This window comes from Paenibacillus ginsengarvi, from assembly GCF_003626695.1.
Lineage (GTDB): Bacteria > Bacillota > Bacilli > Paenibacillales > NBRC-103111 > Paenibacillus_AB > Paenibacillus_AB ginsengarvi.
This window is the reverse complement of sequence record NZ_RBAH01000020.1, coordinates 74544-89336: the sequence shown is the minus strand read 5'-3', so window position 1 is coordinate 89336 and position 14793 is coordinate 74544. Positions and strand designations below refer to the sequence as shown.

The 14793-nt window shown below is 55.4% G+C and carries 16 protein-coding genes; 2 read left to right on the top strand and 14 right to left on the bottom strand.

Annotation, left to right across the window (positions count from 1 at the left end):
- Window positions 1-15: 15 nt before the first annotated feature.
- From D7M11_RS24115 to D7M11_RS24075, 9 genes are read right to left on the bottom strand one after another with little or no spacing between them, the layout of a single operon-like run.
- Window positions 16-828 (bottom strand): metallophosphoesterase, encoded by an 813-nt coding sequence (locus tag D7M11_RS24115; protein WP_120749820.1) that lies wholly within the window; start codon window positions 826-828, stop codon window positions 16-18.
- Window positions 825-1808 carry an ABC transporter ATP-binding protein gene (locus tag D7M11_RS24110; protein ID WP_120749819.1) on the bottom strand — a complete coding sequence of 328 codons (984 nt, stop codon included), beginning with the start codon at window positions 1806-1808 and terminating at the stop codon, window positions 825-827. The genes D7M11_RS24115 and D7M11_RS24110 overlap by 4 nt, the downstream gene beginning before the upstream one ends.
- A complete protein-coding gene (locus D7M11_RS24105; protein WP_120749818.1) occupies window positions 1805-2797 on the bottom strand; it encodes an ABC transporter ATP-binding protein in 993 nt (330 codons plus the stop codon). Before D7M11_RS24105 ends, D7M11_RS24110 begins: the two co-directional genes overlap by 4 nt.
- Window positions 2798-2809: 12 nt before the next feature.
- Window positions 2810-3628 (bottom strand): ABC transporter permease, encoded by an 819-nt coding sequence (locus D7M11_RS24100; RefSeq protein ID WP_120749817.1) that lies wholly within the window; start codon window positions 3626-3628, stop codon window positions 2810-2812.
- Window positions 3629-3633: 5 nt separating this feature from the next.
- Window positions 3634-4578, bottom strand: coding sequence for an ABC transporter permease (locus D7M11_RS24095; protein ID WP_120749816.1), 945 nt, complete (start codon window positions 4576-4578; stop codon window positions 3634-3636).
- A gap of 14 nt (window positions 4579-4592) precedes the next feature.
- Window positions 4593-6167 carry an ABC transporter substrate-binding protein gene (locus D7M11_RS24090; protein ID WP_120749815.1) on the bottom strand — a complete coding sequence of 525 codons (1575 nt, stop codon included), beginning with the start codon at window positions 6165-6167 and terminating at the stop codon, window positions 4593-4595.
- 21 nt (window positions 6168-6188) lie between these two features.
- The gene (locus tag D7M11_RS24085) at window positions 6189-6923 is read right to left on the bottom strand and encodes an MBL fold metallo-hydrolase (protein WP_120749885.1); all 735 of its coding nucleotides are present in this window, start codon (window positions 6921-6923) and stop codon (window positions 6189-6191) included.
- 32 nt (window positions 6924-6955) lie between these two features.
- Window positions 6956-7813 (bottom strand): MurR/RpiR family transcriptional regulator, encoded by an 858-nt coding sequence (locus D7M11_RS24080; protein ID WP_120749814.1) that lies wholly within the window; start codon window positions 7811-7813, stop codon window positions 6956-6958.
- A gap of 11 nt (window positions 7814-7824) precedes the next feature.
- The gene (locus tag D7M11_RS24075) at window positions 7825-8616 is read right to left on the bottom strand and encodes an HAD family hydrolase (RefSeq protein ID WP_240041284.1); all 792 of its coding nucleotides are present in this window, start codon (window positions 8614-8616) and stop codon (window positions 7825-7827) included.
- A gap of 388 nt (window positions 8617-9004) precedes the next feature.
- On the opposite strand from D7M11_RS24075, the gene D7M11_RS24070 reads away from it, so the two are divergent.
- On the top strand, window positions 9005-9664 hold the full coding sequence (locus D7M11_RS24070) for a type IV toxin-antitoxin system AbiEi family antitoxin domain-containing protein (RefSeq protein WP_120749812.1): 660 nt from the start codon (window positions 9005-9007) through the stop codon (window positions 9662-9664).
- The gene (locus tag D7M11_RS24065) at window positions 9665-10594 is read left to right on the top strand and encodes a nucleotidyl transferase AbiEii/AbiGii toxin family protein (RefSeq protein ID WP_120749811.1); all 930 of its coding nucleotides are present in this window, start codon (window positions 9665-9667) and stop codon (window positions 10592-10594) included.
- Window positions 10595-10879: 285 nt separating this feature from the next.
- Here the strand turns inward: D7M11_RS24065 and D7M11_RS24060 are convergent, their stop codons facing one another.
- From D7M11_RS24060 to D7M11_RS24040, 5 genes are all read right to left on the bottom strand, one after another.
- Entirely contained in the window at window positions 10880-11542 is a 663-nt protein-coding gene (locus D7M11_RS24060; protein WP_120749810.1) for a DUF998 domain-containing protein, read from the bottom strand.
- Between the two features lie 18 nt (window positions 11543-11560).
- Window positions 11561-12370, bottom strand: coding sequence for an alpha/beta fold hydrolase (locus D7M11_RS24055; RefSeq protein ID WP_120749809.1), 810 nt, complete (start codon window positions 12368-12370; stop codon window positions 11561-11563).
- Between the two features lie 146 nt (window positions 12371-12516).
- The gene (locus tag D7M11_RS24050) at window positions 12517-12858 is read right to left on the bottom strand and encodes a DUF1801 domain-containing protein (RefSeq protein WP_120749808.1); all 342 of its coding nucleotides are present in this window, start codon (window positions 12856-12858) and stop codon (window positions 12517-12519) included.
- Window positions 12859-12881: 23 nt separating this feature from the next.
- Window positions 12882-14138, bottom strand: a complete 1257-nt coding sequence (locus D7M11_RS24045; protein ID WP_120749807.1) for an RNA polymerase sigma factor — start codon at window positions 14136-14138, stop codon at window positions 12882-12884.
- Window positions 14135-14569 (bottom strand): YciI family protein, encoded by a 435-nt coding sequence (locus D7M11_RS24040; protein ID WP_120749806.1) that lies wholly within the window; start codon window positions 14567-14569, stop codon window positions 14135-14137. The genes D7M11_RS24045 and D7M11_RS24040 overlap by 4 nt, the downstream gene beginning before the upstream one ends.
- Window positions 14570-14793: the final 224 nt, after the last annotated feature.

Here is a 14793-nt window from a genome sequence, read left to right as displayed (position 1 = left end):
GCAACATGAAACCCCTCAAAGCGAAATCACCCGCAAACAGTCGCGAATCTCCTGAACCGCGGAAGCATTCCGCCATTCCTTCCGGTAGCCGAGACAGGCGCAGACCATCTCCGTCCCTTCATCGGCATACGTTTTCCGGTAATGGACATGGCCCATAATGCCGTAACGCACGCCGTAACGACGGTACAGGTCGGCATACTCTGTGCTTCCAAGGAAGGCGTTGAAGTACGACCACTGCGGGTGGGGCATCGGCACTTTGAAATACGGATGCGCCAGCATATGCGTGACCATCACGATCGACTTCCCTTGATGCTCCGCCAGCTCCCGCTCCATACGCTCGTAAAAATACCGGTGGATATCGCGGTTGCTCCTATCCCACTTCACATAAACGCTGTCCTGCCACGTCCGGTCCATCGCATGCATCCGTTCGAAATCGGCGAACGAATAATCCGGCTCGCCCATCGTGTAGTCGTACCAGCCGGAGTTGCCGATGACGACCCAGCCGTTTCCGAGGTCGTACGGCTTCTCGCTTAGGCAGCCATCGAACGTTTGAAACTGCCGGTAAATATGCCACGTATCTGCGATTCCGTTATCCTTGCTCCAATAATCGTGATTGCCGGGGACGAACAGGACGGGAAAGCCGCACCGCTCCTTCAGCCAGTAGAGCACATCGAGACTGCGGTTCATGTCGTTCGAGATGTCTCCGGCAATAATCAGGCCGTCCAGCCCGCGTTCGTCCGCAACTGCAAGCAGCGCTTCCTCGATCGGCGGTTCGCCCGCCAGTTCGTTCAAATCCACATGCAAGTCGGATATAACGCCTATGTTCACGTTGTACCGTTCGCCTCCTTCTCATATAAATGGCAGCTTATTTCGTGTCCGGGACCGACTCGCTTCAATTCCGGAGCGACGCTGCGGCAGCGGTCCGTCGCCAGCGGGCATCGCGGATGAAATGCGCAGCCGGAAGGCGGATCGATCGGGCTCGGCACTTCGCCTTGAAGCGTCACCCGCTCCTTCCGCATTTTCACGTCGGGGATCGCCGAGAACAGCGCCTTCGTGTACGGATGGAGCGGCTCCGCTCCCTCGCGGCCGACCTCGAAAATTTCCACCATTTTGCCCAGATACATGACGCCTACCCGGTCGCTAATATACTCCACCACGTTCAGATCGTGGGAGATGAACAAATACGTCAAGCCCCGCTTCATCTGCAGCTCCTTCAGCAGGTTCAAAATTTGCGATTGCACGGACACGTCCAGCGCGGATACCGCCTCGTCGATGACGATGAACTTCGGCGACAGCACCAGCGCGGCGGCGATACCGACACGCTGCCTTTGCCCGCCGCTTAATTCATGCGGATACCGGCTCGCATAGCCGGGATCGAGCCCGACCTGCTCCAGCGTCTCGGCAACGATCCGCCGTCGCGTCATTTTGTCGCCGATCCGGTGAATGATCAGCGGCTCCTCCAGCGTCCAGCCGATCGTTTTCTTCGGATTCAAGGAGGAGTACGGGTCTTGGAAAACGATCTGGACGTCCCGCCGGAGCGACTTCATCTCGCCGGCCGATAGTCCGCCGAGCGGACGGCCTTGGAAGTATAGCTCTCCCTGCGTTTGCTTCACCAGCTGTACGAGAAGCTGGCCGGTTGTGGACTTGCCGCAGCCGCTCTCGCCGACCAGCCCGAAAATTTCTCCTTCTTGTATGGCAAACGACACGCCGTCGACCGCTCGCAGCACCTGCCGCTTCTCCAGCAACCCCTGCTTCGCCAACGGATAATGCTTCGTCAGCGCGTTTGCCCGAATCAGCGCCCCGCTCATACGGCCCTCCCGCCGTCCGCGTACAGATGGCACCGGACCCGGTGATCGCCATGCCCAGCAAGCGTCTGCCGCAGCTCGGGAGCGATTCTCTCGCATACGTCCGAAGCGCTCGGACAGCGTCCGGCGAACGGGCAGCCGCCCTTCCGGTCCGTTATCGCAGGCACCCGGCCCGGAATCGTGTAGAGCGCGCTCCCCCGCTTGTCCGCTCCCGGCAGCGACTTCAGCAGCCCGGCCGTGTACGGGTGTTTCGGATGATCCAATATCTCCTCCACCGGAGCGTCTTCCACAATATATCCGGCATACATGACGATCACCCGCCGACACACCTCGCGGATTACGCCAAGGTCGTGGGAGATGAACAGAATCGCCGTCCCCGTCGAACGGTTCAACTCCGCCAGCAGATCGAGTATCTGTGCCTGAATCGTCACGTCAAGCGCCGTAGTCGGCTCATCGGCGATAAGCAGCTTCGGCTTGCAAATAAGCGCCATCGCGATCATGATCCGCTGCATCATCCCGCCGGACAGCCGGTGCGGGTAGTCGTCGTACAGCCGCTCCACGCGGGACAGGCCGACCTTGGTCATCATTTCCAGCGCGAGCCTTTTCGCTTCCGGCTTCGAAACGGACAGATGGGCCATCGCCATCTCGGCGATCTGCTTGCCGACCGGCATGAGCGGATTAAGCGCGGACATCGGATTTTGGAAAATCATCGCCGCCTGCTTGCCCCGAACAGCGCTCCAGCTATCCCCGGACGCCTGCTCCATCCGCTTACCGTCCAGCATAATGCCGCCCTTCGTCATCGCCGCAGTGCCGGGCAAGAGGCCCATGACCGATAGCGACGTCAAGCTTTTGCCGCACCCGGATTCCCCGACGATGCCGACCGTTTCCCCCGCACCGACCTGAAACGAGATTTGCTGCAGCGCCGGAACCACTCTCTTCCCGATCGTAAACGAAACTTCCAAATCGTTTAGTTCCAGCAAGGCGTTTGCCATGACGGACCTCCCTTAACCTTTCTTGTCGTACACGTCGCGAAGCCCGTCTCCCAGCAGATTGAAGCCGAGCACCATCGCCGTAATGACCGCGCCCGTAAGGAGCACGTACCACGGAGCGTTCACGATGAACGGCTGGGCTTCGCTCAGCATGCGCCCCCAGCTCGGATCGGGCGGCTGAACGCCCAATCCCAAGTAGCTCAGTCCGGCTTCGGCAAGGACCGATCCGGAGAACCGCAAAGAAGCGGCCACGATAAGCGGCGATGTCATATTCGGCAAAATGTGGTGGAAAATAATACGCAGCGGACCCGCCCCTCTCGCCGTCGCCGCCTTGACGAAAGCGAACTCCTTGTACTGAATAAATCCGCTGCGGGCGATTCGGGCGAACGACGGAATGCTCATGACGCCAAGAGCGACGATCGTATTGCCCAGCCCGGGGCCGAATACGGTGACGAGCATAATCGCCAGCAAAATGCCGGGGAACGCCAGCTTCGCATCCATAATCCGCATGAGCGCTTCGTCCAGCCAGCCGCCCGCATACCCGGCGACCGCGCCGATCAGCAGGCCGAAGACCAGCCCGATCGCTACCGACAGGAGGCCGATCAGAAATGCCGTTTGCGTTCCTTCCATAATGCGGCTGAAGATGTCCCGCCCGAAATTATCCGTTCCCCACCAGTGGGCGAGCTGAGGCGGCGCAAGACGCAGCGACGTGTTCATCTCGTTCGGCCCGTACGGGGTGTAGAACAAGCTCGTTACCATAAGCGCGAGCAGTGCCGCGATCAGAGCGGCGCCGATCAGCAGCGGCTTGCTGTGCAGTAGCTGTTTCCATTTCATCTCGTTCACCTTTTCAACCGGATGCGCGGGTCTATGACCATATACAAAATGTCGACGATAAAATTGATGCAAACGACGATGATCGCAATGTACAGCACCATCGTTTGCAGCAGCGGCAAGTCGCGCGTGCCGATCGAAGTGATCAGCAGATTGCCGAGTCCCGGCAGCGCGAACACATTTTCCACGACGATGCTGCCTCCGAGCGTATCCGCGATCAGCAGGCCTACGATCGTCAGCACCGGAATGAGCGAATTGCGCAAAATGTGCCGGTACATGACGATGTTCTCGCGCAGCCCCTTGCTTCTGGCGGTGCGAACGTAATCCATACGCGACTGATCGAGCAGCGTGTTGCGCAAGTAGCGGATCACGACAGCGATGCCTGGAACGGCGAGCGCCAGCGCCGGCAGGAACAGCGACTGGAACGCCCGCAACGGATCTACGCTCCACCGAACATAACCATAGGTAGGAAATATTCGGAACGTAACGGAGAATAATAAAATCAGGATAAAGGCGAGCCAAAACGACGGAACCGCGAGACCGAGCTGAGTGAGCATCGACAGCAGCAGCGCCGACAGCTTGCCGTCCTTCCGCGCGATATAGATGCCGAGCGGGACGCCGATGAGCAAGGTGAGCCCCACGGACAGGAGCGCCAGCGATACCGTCACGGGCATACGCTCCGATACGATGTCGGCTACGGGACGATGGTAGCGGAGCGATTCGCCCAAATCGCCGGTAAACGTATCCTTGATCCAGCCGATGTACCTTTCCACCGCCGGACGCTCCAGCCCCATCGTTCTGCGCAGCTCGGCGAGCTGATGCGGGTCCGCATCAACGCCGAGCACAATCTGCGCCGGATCGCCGGGCAATATTTGAAACACGAGAAACGTAATGACCGATACGAGCAGAACAGTAGATAGCAAAGTCAGCAGCTTGCGGATATAAAATCTCACCGAGCGATCCCTCGTTACTTCGTGTAGTACATGGCGGCGAAGTCGTATTTTTGAACCGGGTACATTTTAAAGCCGTGCAAAGTGCTCTTCATCGCCACCGAACGGCTCGGGTCCATAATATAAACGGCGGCGGCCTGCTCGGTCAGGATCGTTTGCGCCTGCTTGTACAAGTCGGCCCGCTTGCTTTCGTTAATTTCCAGGCGGCCCTTGTTTACGAGACCGTCGAATTCTCTGTTGCTGAATTTGAAGAAGTTTTTCGCATATGTCGTCTCATAACGCCCCAGTACCTCGTGCGGATCGAGCTTGCCCGTCAAACCGACGATCGTCGCTTCATATTTCGCATTGTTGTACACGTCCTCGAGCCAGTTGCTCCATTCGATCTGCTTGATCGTCGCCTGAATGCCGACGGCCTTAAGCTGCTCGGCGATCACTTGCGCCGTGTCTACGTGGAACTTGTAGTTGGACGGAACGGTAATCGTCAGCTTGAAGCCGTTCTCGAAGCCCGCTTCCTTCAGCAGCTTTTTCGCTTGCTCGGCGCTTGGCGCGTAGCGCTTGTCGAGGCCTTCCTGGTAGTACATCTTCATCGCCGGGCTCATGTTGGAGCCAAGCTTGGCGCCGTTTCCTTCGGCAACAGTCTTAATAATTACGTCCTTGTCGATCGCATAGTTGATCGCCTGGCGCACCTTCACGTTGTTCAGCGGCTCGACGGAATTGTTGAGCGCCAGAAGCTGCACCATGTTTTGCGGCCCGGATACGATCTCGAATCCTTTGCCGAGTTGAAGCGCCCCTTGCGCGGAGATGCCCGGCACCATGTCGATATCTCCGGATTTCAGGGCGAGCACGGAGGCGTTGGCGTCCGGCATAAACTTGAATTCCACGCGGTCTAGCTGCGGCTTGTGGGCGTTATCGTAGAAGCTGTCGTTTTTCTCCAGCACGAGCTGCTGGCCCGGCGCATACGAAACGAACTTGAACGGACCGGCGCCGATCGGCTTCGAGCTTTGCGTCTCGTAGTCTTTCGGCACGATGGCGACGATGTTGGCCGCGAGGAAGGCCGCGTCCTTCGCCTTCAGCTTCAACACGACGGTATAGTCGTCCGGCGTGTCGATTTTCTCAATCGCGGCAAACTTCGAGGAGAGCGGCGCTTTCCCGCTTAGCCCGGACAATTTGGCATAAGAGTAGTAGACATCCTTCGAAGTGAGATCCGCGCCGTTATGGAACTTGACGCCCTTCTTCAGGTTGAACGTATACGTCAAGCCGTCTTCGGACACTTTGTACGATTCAGCGATGGCTGGAACCAGGTCGCTGTTCTCGCCCGCTTCGAACAGGCCGTCGAACACGTTGTCCATCATCGAGCCGGTGTCGGTCGCCGCAGACAAGTAAGGATCGAGATTATCCGGCTCGGTCGCCATCGCGACCCGTACGGTGCCGCCTGAAACTTTCTGCCCGCTGGCAGCGGGGGTACCGGTTCCGCTTCCAGTTGACGGCGAGCCTGAAGCGCCATTATCCGTTTTGCCGCAACCCGCCATCACCAGCGATGCGACCATCAGGGCGGAGAACCCCGCCACGAACGTTTTCCTCAGCTTTAACATGGGTAAATACCCCTTCCGCTCTCAAATGTGGATGTGCATACCGCAATAAGCCAAACGAACAAGTCCTGCATACTGCCGCGAAGCTTCCTCCGCGAGCTGGTTCAAATCTCCGTAATGAGGAAAATGCGTCAAAACCGCTTGTCCCACGCCGGCCAACGCCGCGATACGCCCGGCCTCCCCGGCCGTCAAATGCCATTTCATGATGCCGGCCTGCCGGTCGTAAAAGCTGCTTTCGATCAGCAGCACGTCCGCGGACCGGGAAAACTCGATGACAGCGTCGCAGTAACCCGTATCGCCGGTATAAACAAGCGTCTTCCCGTCCTCCAACGTCAGCTTGACCGCAAGACACGGAATGTCGTGCACCGTTTCGGCAAATTCCAACTTCGCCGTCCCGATCCGAATTTCCGTACCCGCCCCGATCGAGTGAACGCGGACGTAGTCCGGGTAGGCGAAGGCGAGCTTGTCCGTTTCATCGCCGTTCACATATACGTCGAGCGGCCGGGTCCGCCTGCCGATCTGCATCAGAATGAGCATCGCGAACTCCAGACTATAGATGTCCGCGATATGGTCGGCGTGCGTGTGCGTCAGGACGACGGCGTCCAGCTCTTCGAGCGGACAGTCGTTTTGCAGCCGGGCCAATACGCCGCTGCCGCAGTCGAGCAAAATGCTGCTGCCGCCCGTCCGGACCAAATAACCGGACGTCGCTTCGTTTTTCTCGGGGTAAGCGCCCCAGCAGCCAATTACTGTAATATCCATCCGAGTATCCTTTCCCGCCTGAGTCGCATCCGTTATTTCGACCGATTCGTCCATTCGAAGTTGTCCTGGAACGCCTTGAACATCACTTCCATCTTCTCGATGTTGAGCTTGACCCGCTCCTTCTCCAGATGGGAGATTTCGTTGATGAGGGCGTTCACGACCGAGAGCGGCGCCGTATACGAATCAAGAAATCCAGTAGATTTACATGCCGCCAGGAGCGACAGATCGGCCAGCTTTGCAAACGGGGACAGCCCCGAGTCGGTCAGCGCGATCACCTTCGTTCCTTGCTCCTTCGCCAGCGCCGCCACCTTGAGCGTACGCGAGCAATATCTCGGAAAGCCGCACGCGAACACGACATCGCCGGGTTTGATGTAGGACGCGTACTCCGCAACACCTCCTTGGGGAACGAGCTCGCAATTGCCCAGCATATATTTCAAGACGAAGCTGAAAAACGAGGTGACCGACAACCCCATCCGCCAGCCCGCGATCCAGATCCGGTCCGCCGCAAGCAGCATTCGGGCGGCCTCGTGAATATGGGCTTTGTCCGTCCACGCCATCGTTTCCCGCACGTTCTCGATTTCCTGCACAAAATGCTTCTCGATCCACGAGTCCTCCTGACGGCTCGTCGAATGCAGGAAATTGTTAACCGCCCGCTGATCCTTCAGCACATGACGGCGCAAATCCTGAAGCAAACCCGAGAAGCCGGGATAATCCAAAGCCTGCGCCAGCCGGTGCACCGTCGCTTCGCTGACCCCGGACTTGTCCGCGATCTTCTGTGCCGATTCCATCACCGCATCCTGCATATTGGCCTGGATGTAGTGCGCTACCTTCTTCTGCGCGACGCTCAGCGCGTCGAACTGTTCTTCGATTCGTTCCTCGATCGTTAACATGGCGAAACTCCTTACCGGTTCATCTCCATCTCCAGCGGCAGCCGGGCGTGTCCCAAATACTCGGCAACGTCCTGGATGCCGGCGATGACAGGGTGGTACGACAGCTCCTCGATGCCGCGGTTGCCGTGAGCGTTGATGAGCAGGCAGTGCATGCCGACTTTCTGGCTCCCGATGACATCGTCGTAATAGTTGTCGCCCACATAAAGCGATTCGCTTGCCGAAACACCCACCTTGGACAGCGCCAGCCGGAAAATGTCCGGATGCGGCTTCTCGATTCCGACCTCCGAGGAGACGACGATCTCGTCCAGCAGCTCATCCAGCCCATTGCGGGCCAGCACCGTCCGGGCCGACTCGTCCCAATTCGAGATCAGGCCGAGACGGTAGCCGAGACTGCGCAAATATTGCAGCGTCTCCCGCGCTCCGTCGTAAGCCCGCCACTCCACCGGGCATTCCTGCGCCATCGAGCGCTGCGCCTGCACCACTTCCTCGATCGGCAGCGACAGCCGCAAAAAGTAGTTCAGCGTGCCGATATACCAAGGGAAAAACGCCCGGCTGTCTTTGCCGAGAACGCCCGGATAGTCCCTCATAAACAATTTGTCCGCCCGGTGGTAGGCGATGGCGATCTCCCCGACGTTCCGGAACACGCCGAACCGCTCCAGCACCTTCTGGTACGCTTCCTCCCGGTTCGTTCTCACCAGTGTGTACCCCAGGTCAAACCATACGTATTGAATCATTCCGTCTTCACGTCTCCCGCTTCCTGTAGGATTTCCTTCATCCTTCTCGAAATGTTTTGTTTCCTTCATCTTCATCATAGGTAGCGAGTGTTCGCGGAACGTTAATTGCAGTTGGAGATTTCGTAAAAGTTGGGGGAGGGGGAAAATAAAATGCCGAAGAGTCCGGGGACTTTTCGGCATTTAGGGGGTTGATGGTTTATGGGGTTTAAGGTTTAGGGGGATAAGCGAATCTGAGTGGGTGGCTGGCTTTTTGTGTTAAACTGGTATATTGCGCAATCATACTACGAAGGAGATGCGATTGCGCAACCTCCTCTAAAATCTGAATTTAAATTATTGCTGAATTAGCAACTATTCGGAGAAAACGAATAGTTCAAACAGAAGGCCAACGACAATTCATTTTTATGAAATTAGAATATTTTTCTTCATCTACGCTTAAGTGCAGAAGTTTTCGTAAATAATGAAGGATTGCGAAGCGCAGCAACGAATACGTAATTTAGGCGGTGAGTGCGTGGACAATCAGATAAAATTGAAAATAGATGCAGTATTGGAGAGTCAAAATGGAATGGCCCGAACAAGAGACTTTTTGAATGAGGGTATTACCCATTACTACATCAAAAAGTTGGAGTCACAGGGCGAGATTATTCGTGTAAAACAAGGTCTATATCGGCATGCAGAATTTAGCAAGGGTACAATAGACGAGTTGGTTGAGGTTTCAAAACTTGTTCCTAAAGGGGTCGTCTGTCTGTTGTCCGCTCTCTCCTTTTATGAACTGACAACCTATAATCCTTGGGAGTATCAAGTTGCGATTCATCGCGGCAGTAAAAAGCCGAAGCTTCCCGGCCATCCCCCAATTAAAGTCTTCTACCTTGCAGATATACAATATAATCTTGGGATAAACGAGGTTCATATTGAAGACTCCTCTGTTAGTATTTATGATCGTGAGAAGACCATTTGCGATATCGTGCGATATCGAGAGAAGATTGGTATCGACATAATGAAAGAAGGATTGCGAAATTATCTCCATTCCCCTTACAAGAACATCACGAAATTGGTTCAATACGCGGATAAATTGAGGATTCGTACAGTTCTTCAGAAATATTTGGAGGTGTTGATCTGAATGAGCGATATTAAAAATGTCCCCGCATCCGTCTCTGAACGCCTGAAGAATGTCGCACGTCAATCAGGGAAAGCATTCGATTCTCTACTCCTTCTCTACTTCCAAGAACGATTCCTCTACCGATTATCCATTTCGGATTTTAAAGACAAATTTGTTCTCAAAGGTGGTCTGTTTCTATTCTCCCAGACGGGATTTAAATCTCGCCCAACGAAAGATGCTGACTTTCTTGCCAAACAAATTGCAAATGATTTAGAGAAACTCCAGAGTTCATTCACGAGCATATGTTCAATCGAAGTACCAAGCGATGGCGTTGTTTATCTTGTAGATGAGATGACAGTCGAACGGATAAAAGAGGATGCAGACTACGAAGGTGTTCGTATTAAAGTAACTGCATTACTTGGACGAACTCGGAAAGTACTACAGTTCGATATCGGCTTTGGCGATGTGGTTGTCCCTAGGCCGCAATTAATTGATTACCCCGTACTTCTGAATATGGAAATGCCCAAAATAAGAGCTTATTCCAAGGAATCCGTCATATCGGAAAAATTTGAAGCAATGATCAGTTTGTCTGTGATGAACAGTCGAATGAAGGATTTTTACGATATTTATACGCTGCTGGTGGCAGAAGACTATGACGGGCGGGTTCTGTATGAAGCCGTATTCGAAACATTTCAACATCGTGGAACCATTTTAGAAAAAGAGCATCCCTTGTTCTCTGAGGAATTTGTTCTTGATGCAAACCGCGTCAGACAGTGGAATGCTTTCCTGAAGAGGACGGGGATTAACCAGGCTCTTGATTTCAAAGAAGTGTTAGGAGATATCGTTACATTCTTGGAGCCTATCTATCAAAGTGTTCTTGGGGAGCAAGAGTTCTTTGGGATATGGGATGCTGTAAAGAAGAAATGGTCTATGTCGGTCCTAAATAAATAGTACCGTATTTTGATCCATATATTGAAATGAGATAAAAAGGTAGACACAAGGTTTCAAAAACCTCATTCTGCCTTTTCACTCATTTTGTCCTCGTAGGTGAAAGATGCTTACTAAAGGCAACGCTTGGTTTTGTTATTTGTTATCTCCATCGATTCGGAGTCTACTTTACATTTGGCTCTTCTCATAAAATCAATGGAATACCGTCAAAGACAAAGGCTCTTGTATAGAAAATTAACGCCAAAAAACACACCCGTCAGCGACGAATGTGTCCGCATCCTTACCCATCTATGCTCTGGAGACTTCCGCGCGCAATCGAACCGAAAGAACCGAAACCCAGCCGAACGCCACCACACCTGCGAATCCCATAATAACGCCAATCCAGCTATTCATGGCCATGCCAACTCCGATCAGCACAGGAGCGAGAATACCCGTCGCCACACAATAGGTCCTCCAAACGCGATCACCCTGTACAGCAAACTGACGGGCAAACACAAAACAGGCCGCAACCAGACAGATAAAGGCCGTAAAAAAGGCCATAGAATGGACGGCCGCCGCGCTGCTCATCGACGTCGGTATCCCCTCGGGCGCACCGGGAGGAAAGCTGAGGCCAGGATCCGGACGAAACAGCCCGGCTCCAATCATGCCGATCCCATATATCCCGATAAGCAGCGGTCCCCACACGCTTCCTTTGCCGCCCCGCAACAAACCGCGAATTCCTATGGCCGCGAACACCGCGAGACAGCCCGTGAGAATAAAATTGGCACTCTGTATCCAGCCCAGCTCCCCCAGCGTTAAGGTGCTGATGGCGTGACGCCTAATATCGAAGCCCGAACGCGTGAACACTTGAACGATGGCTACCGCGAAAAACAACGGCGCCGAAACCGCCCCGCCGATCAACAGCAGTCTATTCAGCCGCAATTTGCCCATTTGTACCATTCCCATTTGCATCCTATTCTCCCCCTCCTATTATTCTCCCAGAAAAAATGTCGCAAGCTCCGCCGAGATGAGATTCGCATCCAGCTTCTTTGTGTGGCCCAGCCCCTTCTTGCTTGCCAGCTTCGAGCTAGGGAGCGCCTTGACCAACGCCTGAGCGGCTCGACGTAGCGAAGCCGGGCTCTCCGTGCCTTCGAGCACCAGCGTCGGCATCCGGACCGTGCTCCATTCTTCCGCGCGCAGCGGCTTTCCGGCCATATGCCCTTCGAGCAAAGCCGCATCATAAGGGAGCGTGTGCGCTACCGCCATCAGAATGGACCATACGCCCGGCATCAAGCGCATGAGCCGTACGACGAAAGATGGAGCGCCCATCCCTTGGATCATAAAATAGCGGATCGCTTCCGCACGGCGATTGCCGGCAATAAGCTCCGTTACCTGCTTGTAAAAATCTTGAGGCGGCCGGCGGTCCGCCGCATCGACAACGAACGGAGGCTCGTGCAGCGCCAGTTTCACGATGTTAGCCCCGCTTGCCGCCGCTTGAAGGGCAAGAACCGCACCGGACGACAGCCCCCATACATAAGCCGAACCGCCTGCCGCCTCGATCAAAGCCTCAAGGTCTTCGACCTCTCGTTTGGTGGCATAAGGAGACCTGTCTCCGCTCTCCCCGCGCCCGCGACGGTCATAATTGTAAACCGTGAACCGCTCGGATAGCTGAGAGGCCATCTGCACCAGTCCCGGAAATTGGCGATAGCTGAAAGCTCCTCCGACCAAAATAAGCGCCGGGCCTTGCCCCGTTTTGTCATATGCAATCTGAGTGCCGTCTTTAGATGTTGTCGTATACATGGAATGGCTCCTTTGCCGAGTAGATTTCCGCTTCTCTATATAAGGCGACGAACGGCGGGCGAGAGAATCGACACGTTTTCAAAAAATATTTTTGTATCTGCAAAAAAAGAAACCGCCCCGATAAGGGCGGCGATAGGCGGCGTCGGTTATAACGTACTGGAAGCTTGCTGCACGAATTCGGTTAACATTCCCGCATCGATCTGCTGACCGCTGCGGAACTTGATCGTCTTCCGTTCCGGAGGACCGTCGAACAAACCTTCGGGCAGCTCCAGCCCCGTCGCGTTGAAGATCGTGAAACTAACAGCATCCTTCGAGGTCGAGATCACCGCCGCATACTTTTTGTTTTTCAGAAAATGAGGCTTGTTGTACTGGATGCGCTCCAAAACGTCCGGAATCGCGTTATGCACGACTTGGCGCAAATCTTGGCACAGCCCGACTTGCCACGGCTCTTTCACTTTCTCGATAAACTCGGTAACCTCTGGACTCATTCGAAATTTCCCCTCTCAAGTTGTTATTCCGCAGCGCAGTCGGAAGCGCGCTTTAAGAGCAGTTCGCGTTCCTTGTCATTGCGCGTAAGTGTAGCGGCACGTTGGAATTCGGCGCCAGCCTCCTGCTTGCGCCCCAGCTTCAGCAGGAAGTCCCCTCGCACGCTGGGCAATAGATGGTAGTTTTTCAAGGACGGTTCTTGCAGTAACGCATCGACCACTTCCAGGCCCACAGCCGGTCCGAACGCCATCGACAGCGCAACGGCGCGATTCAGATCGACAACAGGCGATGGGGCGACTTGGGAGAGAGCATCGTACAACGCCGCGATCCGGACCCAGTCCGTCTCCGAACCCATGCGGGCACGGGCGTGGCAAGCTGCGATCGAGGCTTGTATCAAATAAGGGCCGAATGCTTTGCCTAGACGCTCAGCTCGCGCGATCGCGGCCAGCCCCCGGCGAATGAGCAGATGATCCCATAACGCCCGGTTCTGATCCATCAGCAGAATCGGTTCCCCGCTCGGACTCACCCGCGCCCGGAAGCGGGACGATTGAATCTCCATCAAAGCCACAAGCCCGTGTACCTCCGGCTCCCCCGGCGTCATCTCGGCTAATACCCGTCCAAGCCGAAGCGCCTCGCTGCAAAGCATAGGCTGAATCCAGCTTCCGCCGGAAGAGGCGGCATAACCTTCGTTGAACATGAGGTAGATGACCTCCAGCACGGACGACAACCGCGCGGCCAATTCGTCCTTCGGCGGCAGCTCGAACGGAACATTCGTCGCCGCAAGCGTGCGCTTCGCACGAACGATCCGCTGGGCGACAGTCGGCTCCGGAACGAGAAACGCACTGGCAATCTCCTCGGTCGTCAAGCCGCCGAGCAGCCGAAGCGTGAGTGCTACCCTCGCCTCGGCGGAAAGAATCGGATGGCATGTCGTGAAAATGAGGCGAAGCAGATCGTCGCCGACCGGATCGTCGAGCGCCTCGTCCCAATCCGGTTCGTGCTGCCGGTCGATCTCCCAGCCGAGCTCCTCGTATTTGCGGTCGCGCAGCTTGTTTCTGCGCATATGATCGATCGCCCGACGTTTAGCGGTTGTCATTAGCCACGCCCCCGGATTATCAGGTATGCCCGTCTCCGGCCATCGTTCGAGCGCAACAAGCAGCGCATCCTGCGCCAAATCCTCGGCAAGTCCCACATCGCGCACCATACGTGCCAGAGCGGCAATGATCTTGGCCGATTCGATTCTCCAGATTCCGGCGATGGCGCGGTGGACGGCGGATTCCTTCACGACCTCGGCTTCCTTGTAACCTGCTCCTGCATGTCATTCAGTTTCGCCAACGCCTCCGGGTCCTGGGTCAACTCAGGAGCTTCGAACACCTGTCGCAGTTCGATCTGCCCTTGACCGAATCCATGCGGATCAGGCATACGCATAGCCCACTCGATCGCCTCTTCCCTCGACTTCACCTCGATCAGCGTAAAGCCCGCGATCATCTCCTTCGCTTCCGTGAACGGACCGTCCACCACCTTCGGCTTGCCGCCCGGTTCGGGATAAGCTATGCGAATCGCACTCGAACTCGGGTGAAGCCCTTCCGCAGCGACCAGCACACCGGCCCTCGCCAGCTCCTCGTTGTATCGCGCCATCGCATCTAAAAGCTCCGGGCTCGGCAGAACGCCTGCCTCGGAATCTGTTGTTGCTTTTACGATCATCATGAATCTCATTATGGATCTCCTCCTGGTTTTGGTTTGCTTTCTATATTCACAACGAACGGGAGACACCGGAATCGACAGGGGGCAAAAAGTTTTTTCTAAAACTTTTTCAATGCGTGCGGGCGGATTCCCTTCTTGAGGAAGGTCGAAAGATTTCCCAGACTAGGCTTGAGGTTCATCATACACGGATTTGAGGTGGTCTCAATGGCAAAGAGGATGATCCCTATGTCACTCAC

What these genes read in the sequence shown, in the direction of transcription:
- D7M11_RS24110 (WP_120749819.1), bottom strand. Translation starts at nt 1,808, where the DNA reads ATGAGCGGGGCGCTGATTCGGGCAAACGCGCTGACGAAGCATTATCCG.
- D7M11_RS24105 (WP_120749818.1), bottom strand. Translation starts at nt 2,797, where the DNA reads ATGGCAAACGCCTTGCTGGAACTAAACGATTTGGAAGTTTCGTTTACG.
- D7M11_RS24100 (WP_120749817.1), bottom strand. Translation starts at nt 3,628, where the DNA reads ATGAAATGGAAACAGCTACTGCACAGCAAGCCGCTGCTGATCGGCGCC.
- D7M11_RS24090 (WP_120749815.1), bottom strand. Translation starts at nt 6,167, where the DNA reads ATGTTAAAGCTGAGGAAAACGTTCGTGGCGGGGTTCTCCGCCCTGATG.
- D7M11_RS24085 (WP_120749885.1), bottom strand. Translation starts at nt 6,923, where the DNA reads ATGGATATTACAGTAATTGGCTGCTGGGGCGCTTACCCCGAGAAAAAC.
- D7M11_RS24080 (WP_120749814.1), bottom strand. Translation starts at nt 7,813, where the DNA reads ATGTTAACGATCGAGGAACGAATCGAAGAACAGTTCGACGCGCTGAGC.
- D7M11_RS24075 (WP_240041284.1), bottom strand. Translation starts at nt 8,616, where the DNA reads ATGAAGGAAACAAAACATTTCGAGAAGGATGAAGGAAATCCTACAGGA.
- D7M11_RS24070 (WP_120749812.1), top strand. Translation starts at nt 9,005, where the DNA reads ATGAAGGATTGCGAAGCGCAGCAACGAATACGTAATTTAGGCGGTGAG.
- D7M11_RS24065 (WP_120749811.1), top strand. Translation starts at nt 9,665, where the DNA reads ATGAGCGATATTAAAAATGTCCCCGCATCCGTCTCTGAACGCCTGAAG.
- D7M11_RS24060 (WP_120749810.1), bottom strand. Translation starts at nt 11,542, where the DNA reads ATGCAAATGGGAATGGTACAAATGGGCAAATTGCGGCTGAATAGACTG.
- D7M11_RS24055 (WP_120749809.1), bottom strand. Translation starts at nt 12,370, where the DNA reads ATGTATACGACAACATCTAAAGACGGCACTCAGATTGCATATGACAAA.
- D7M11_RS24050 (WP_120749808.1), bottom strand. Translation starts at nt 12,858, where the DNA reads ATGAGTCCAGAGGTTACCGAGTTTATCGAGAAAGTGAAAGAGCCGTGG.
- D7M11_RS24040 (WP_120749806.1), bottom strand. Translation starts at nt 14,569, where the DNA reads ATGAGATTCATGATGATCGTAAAAGCAACAACAGATTCCGAGGCAGGC.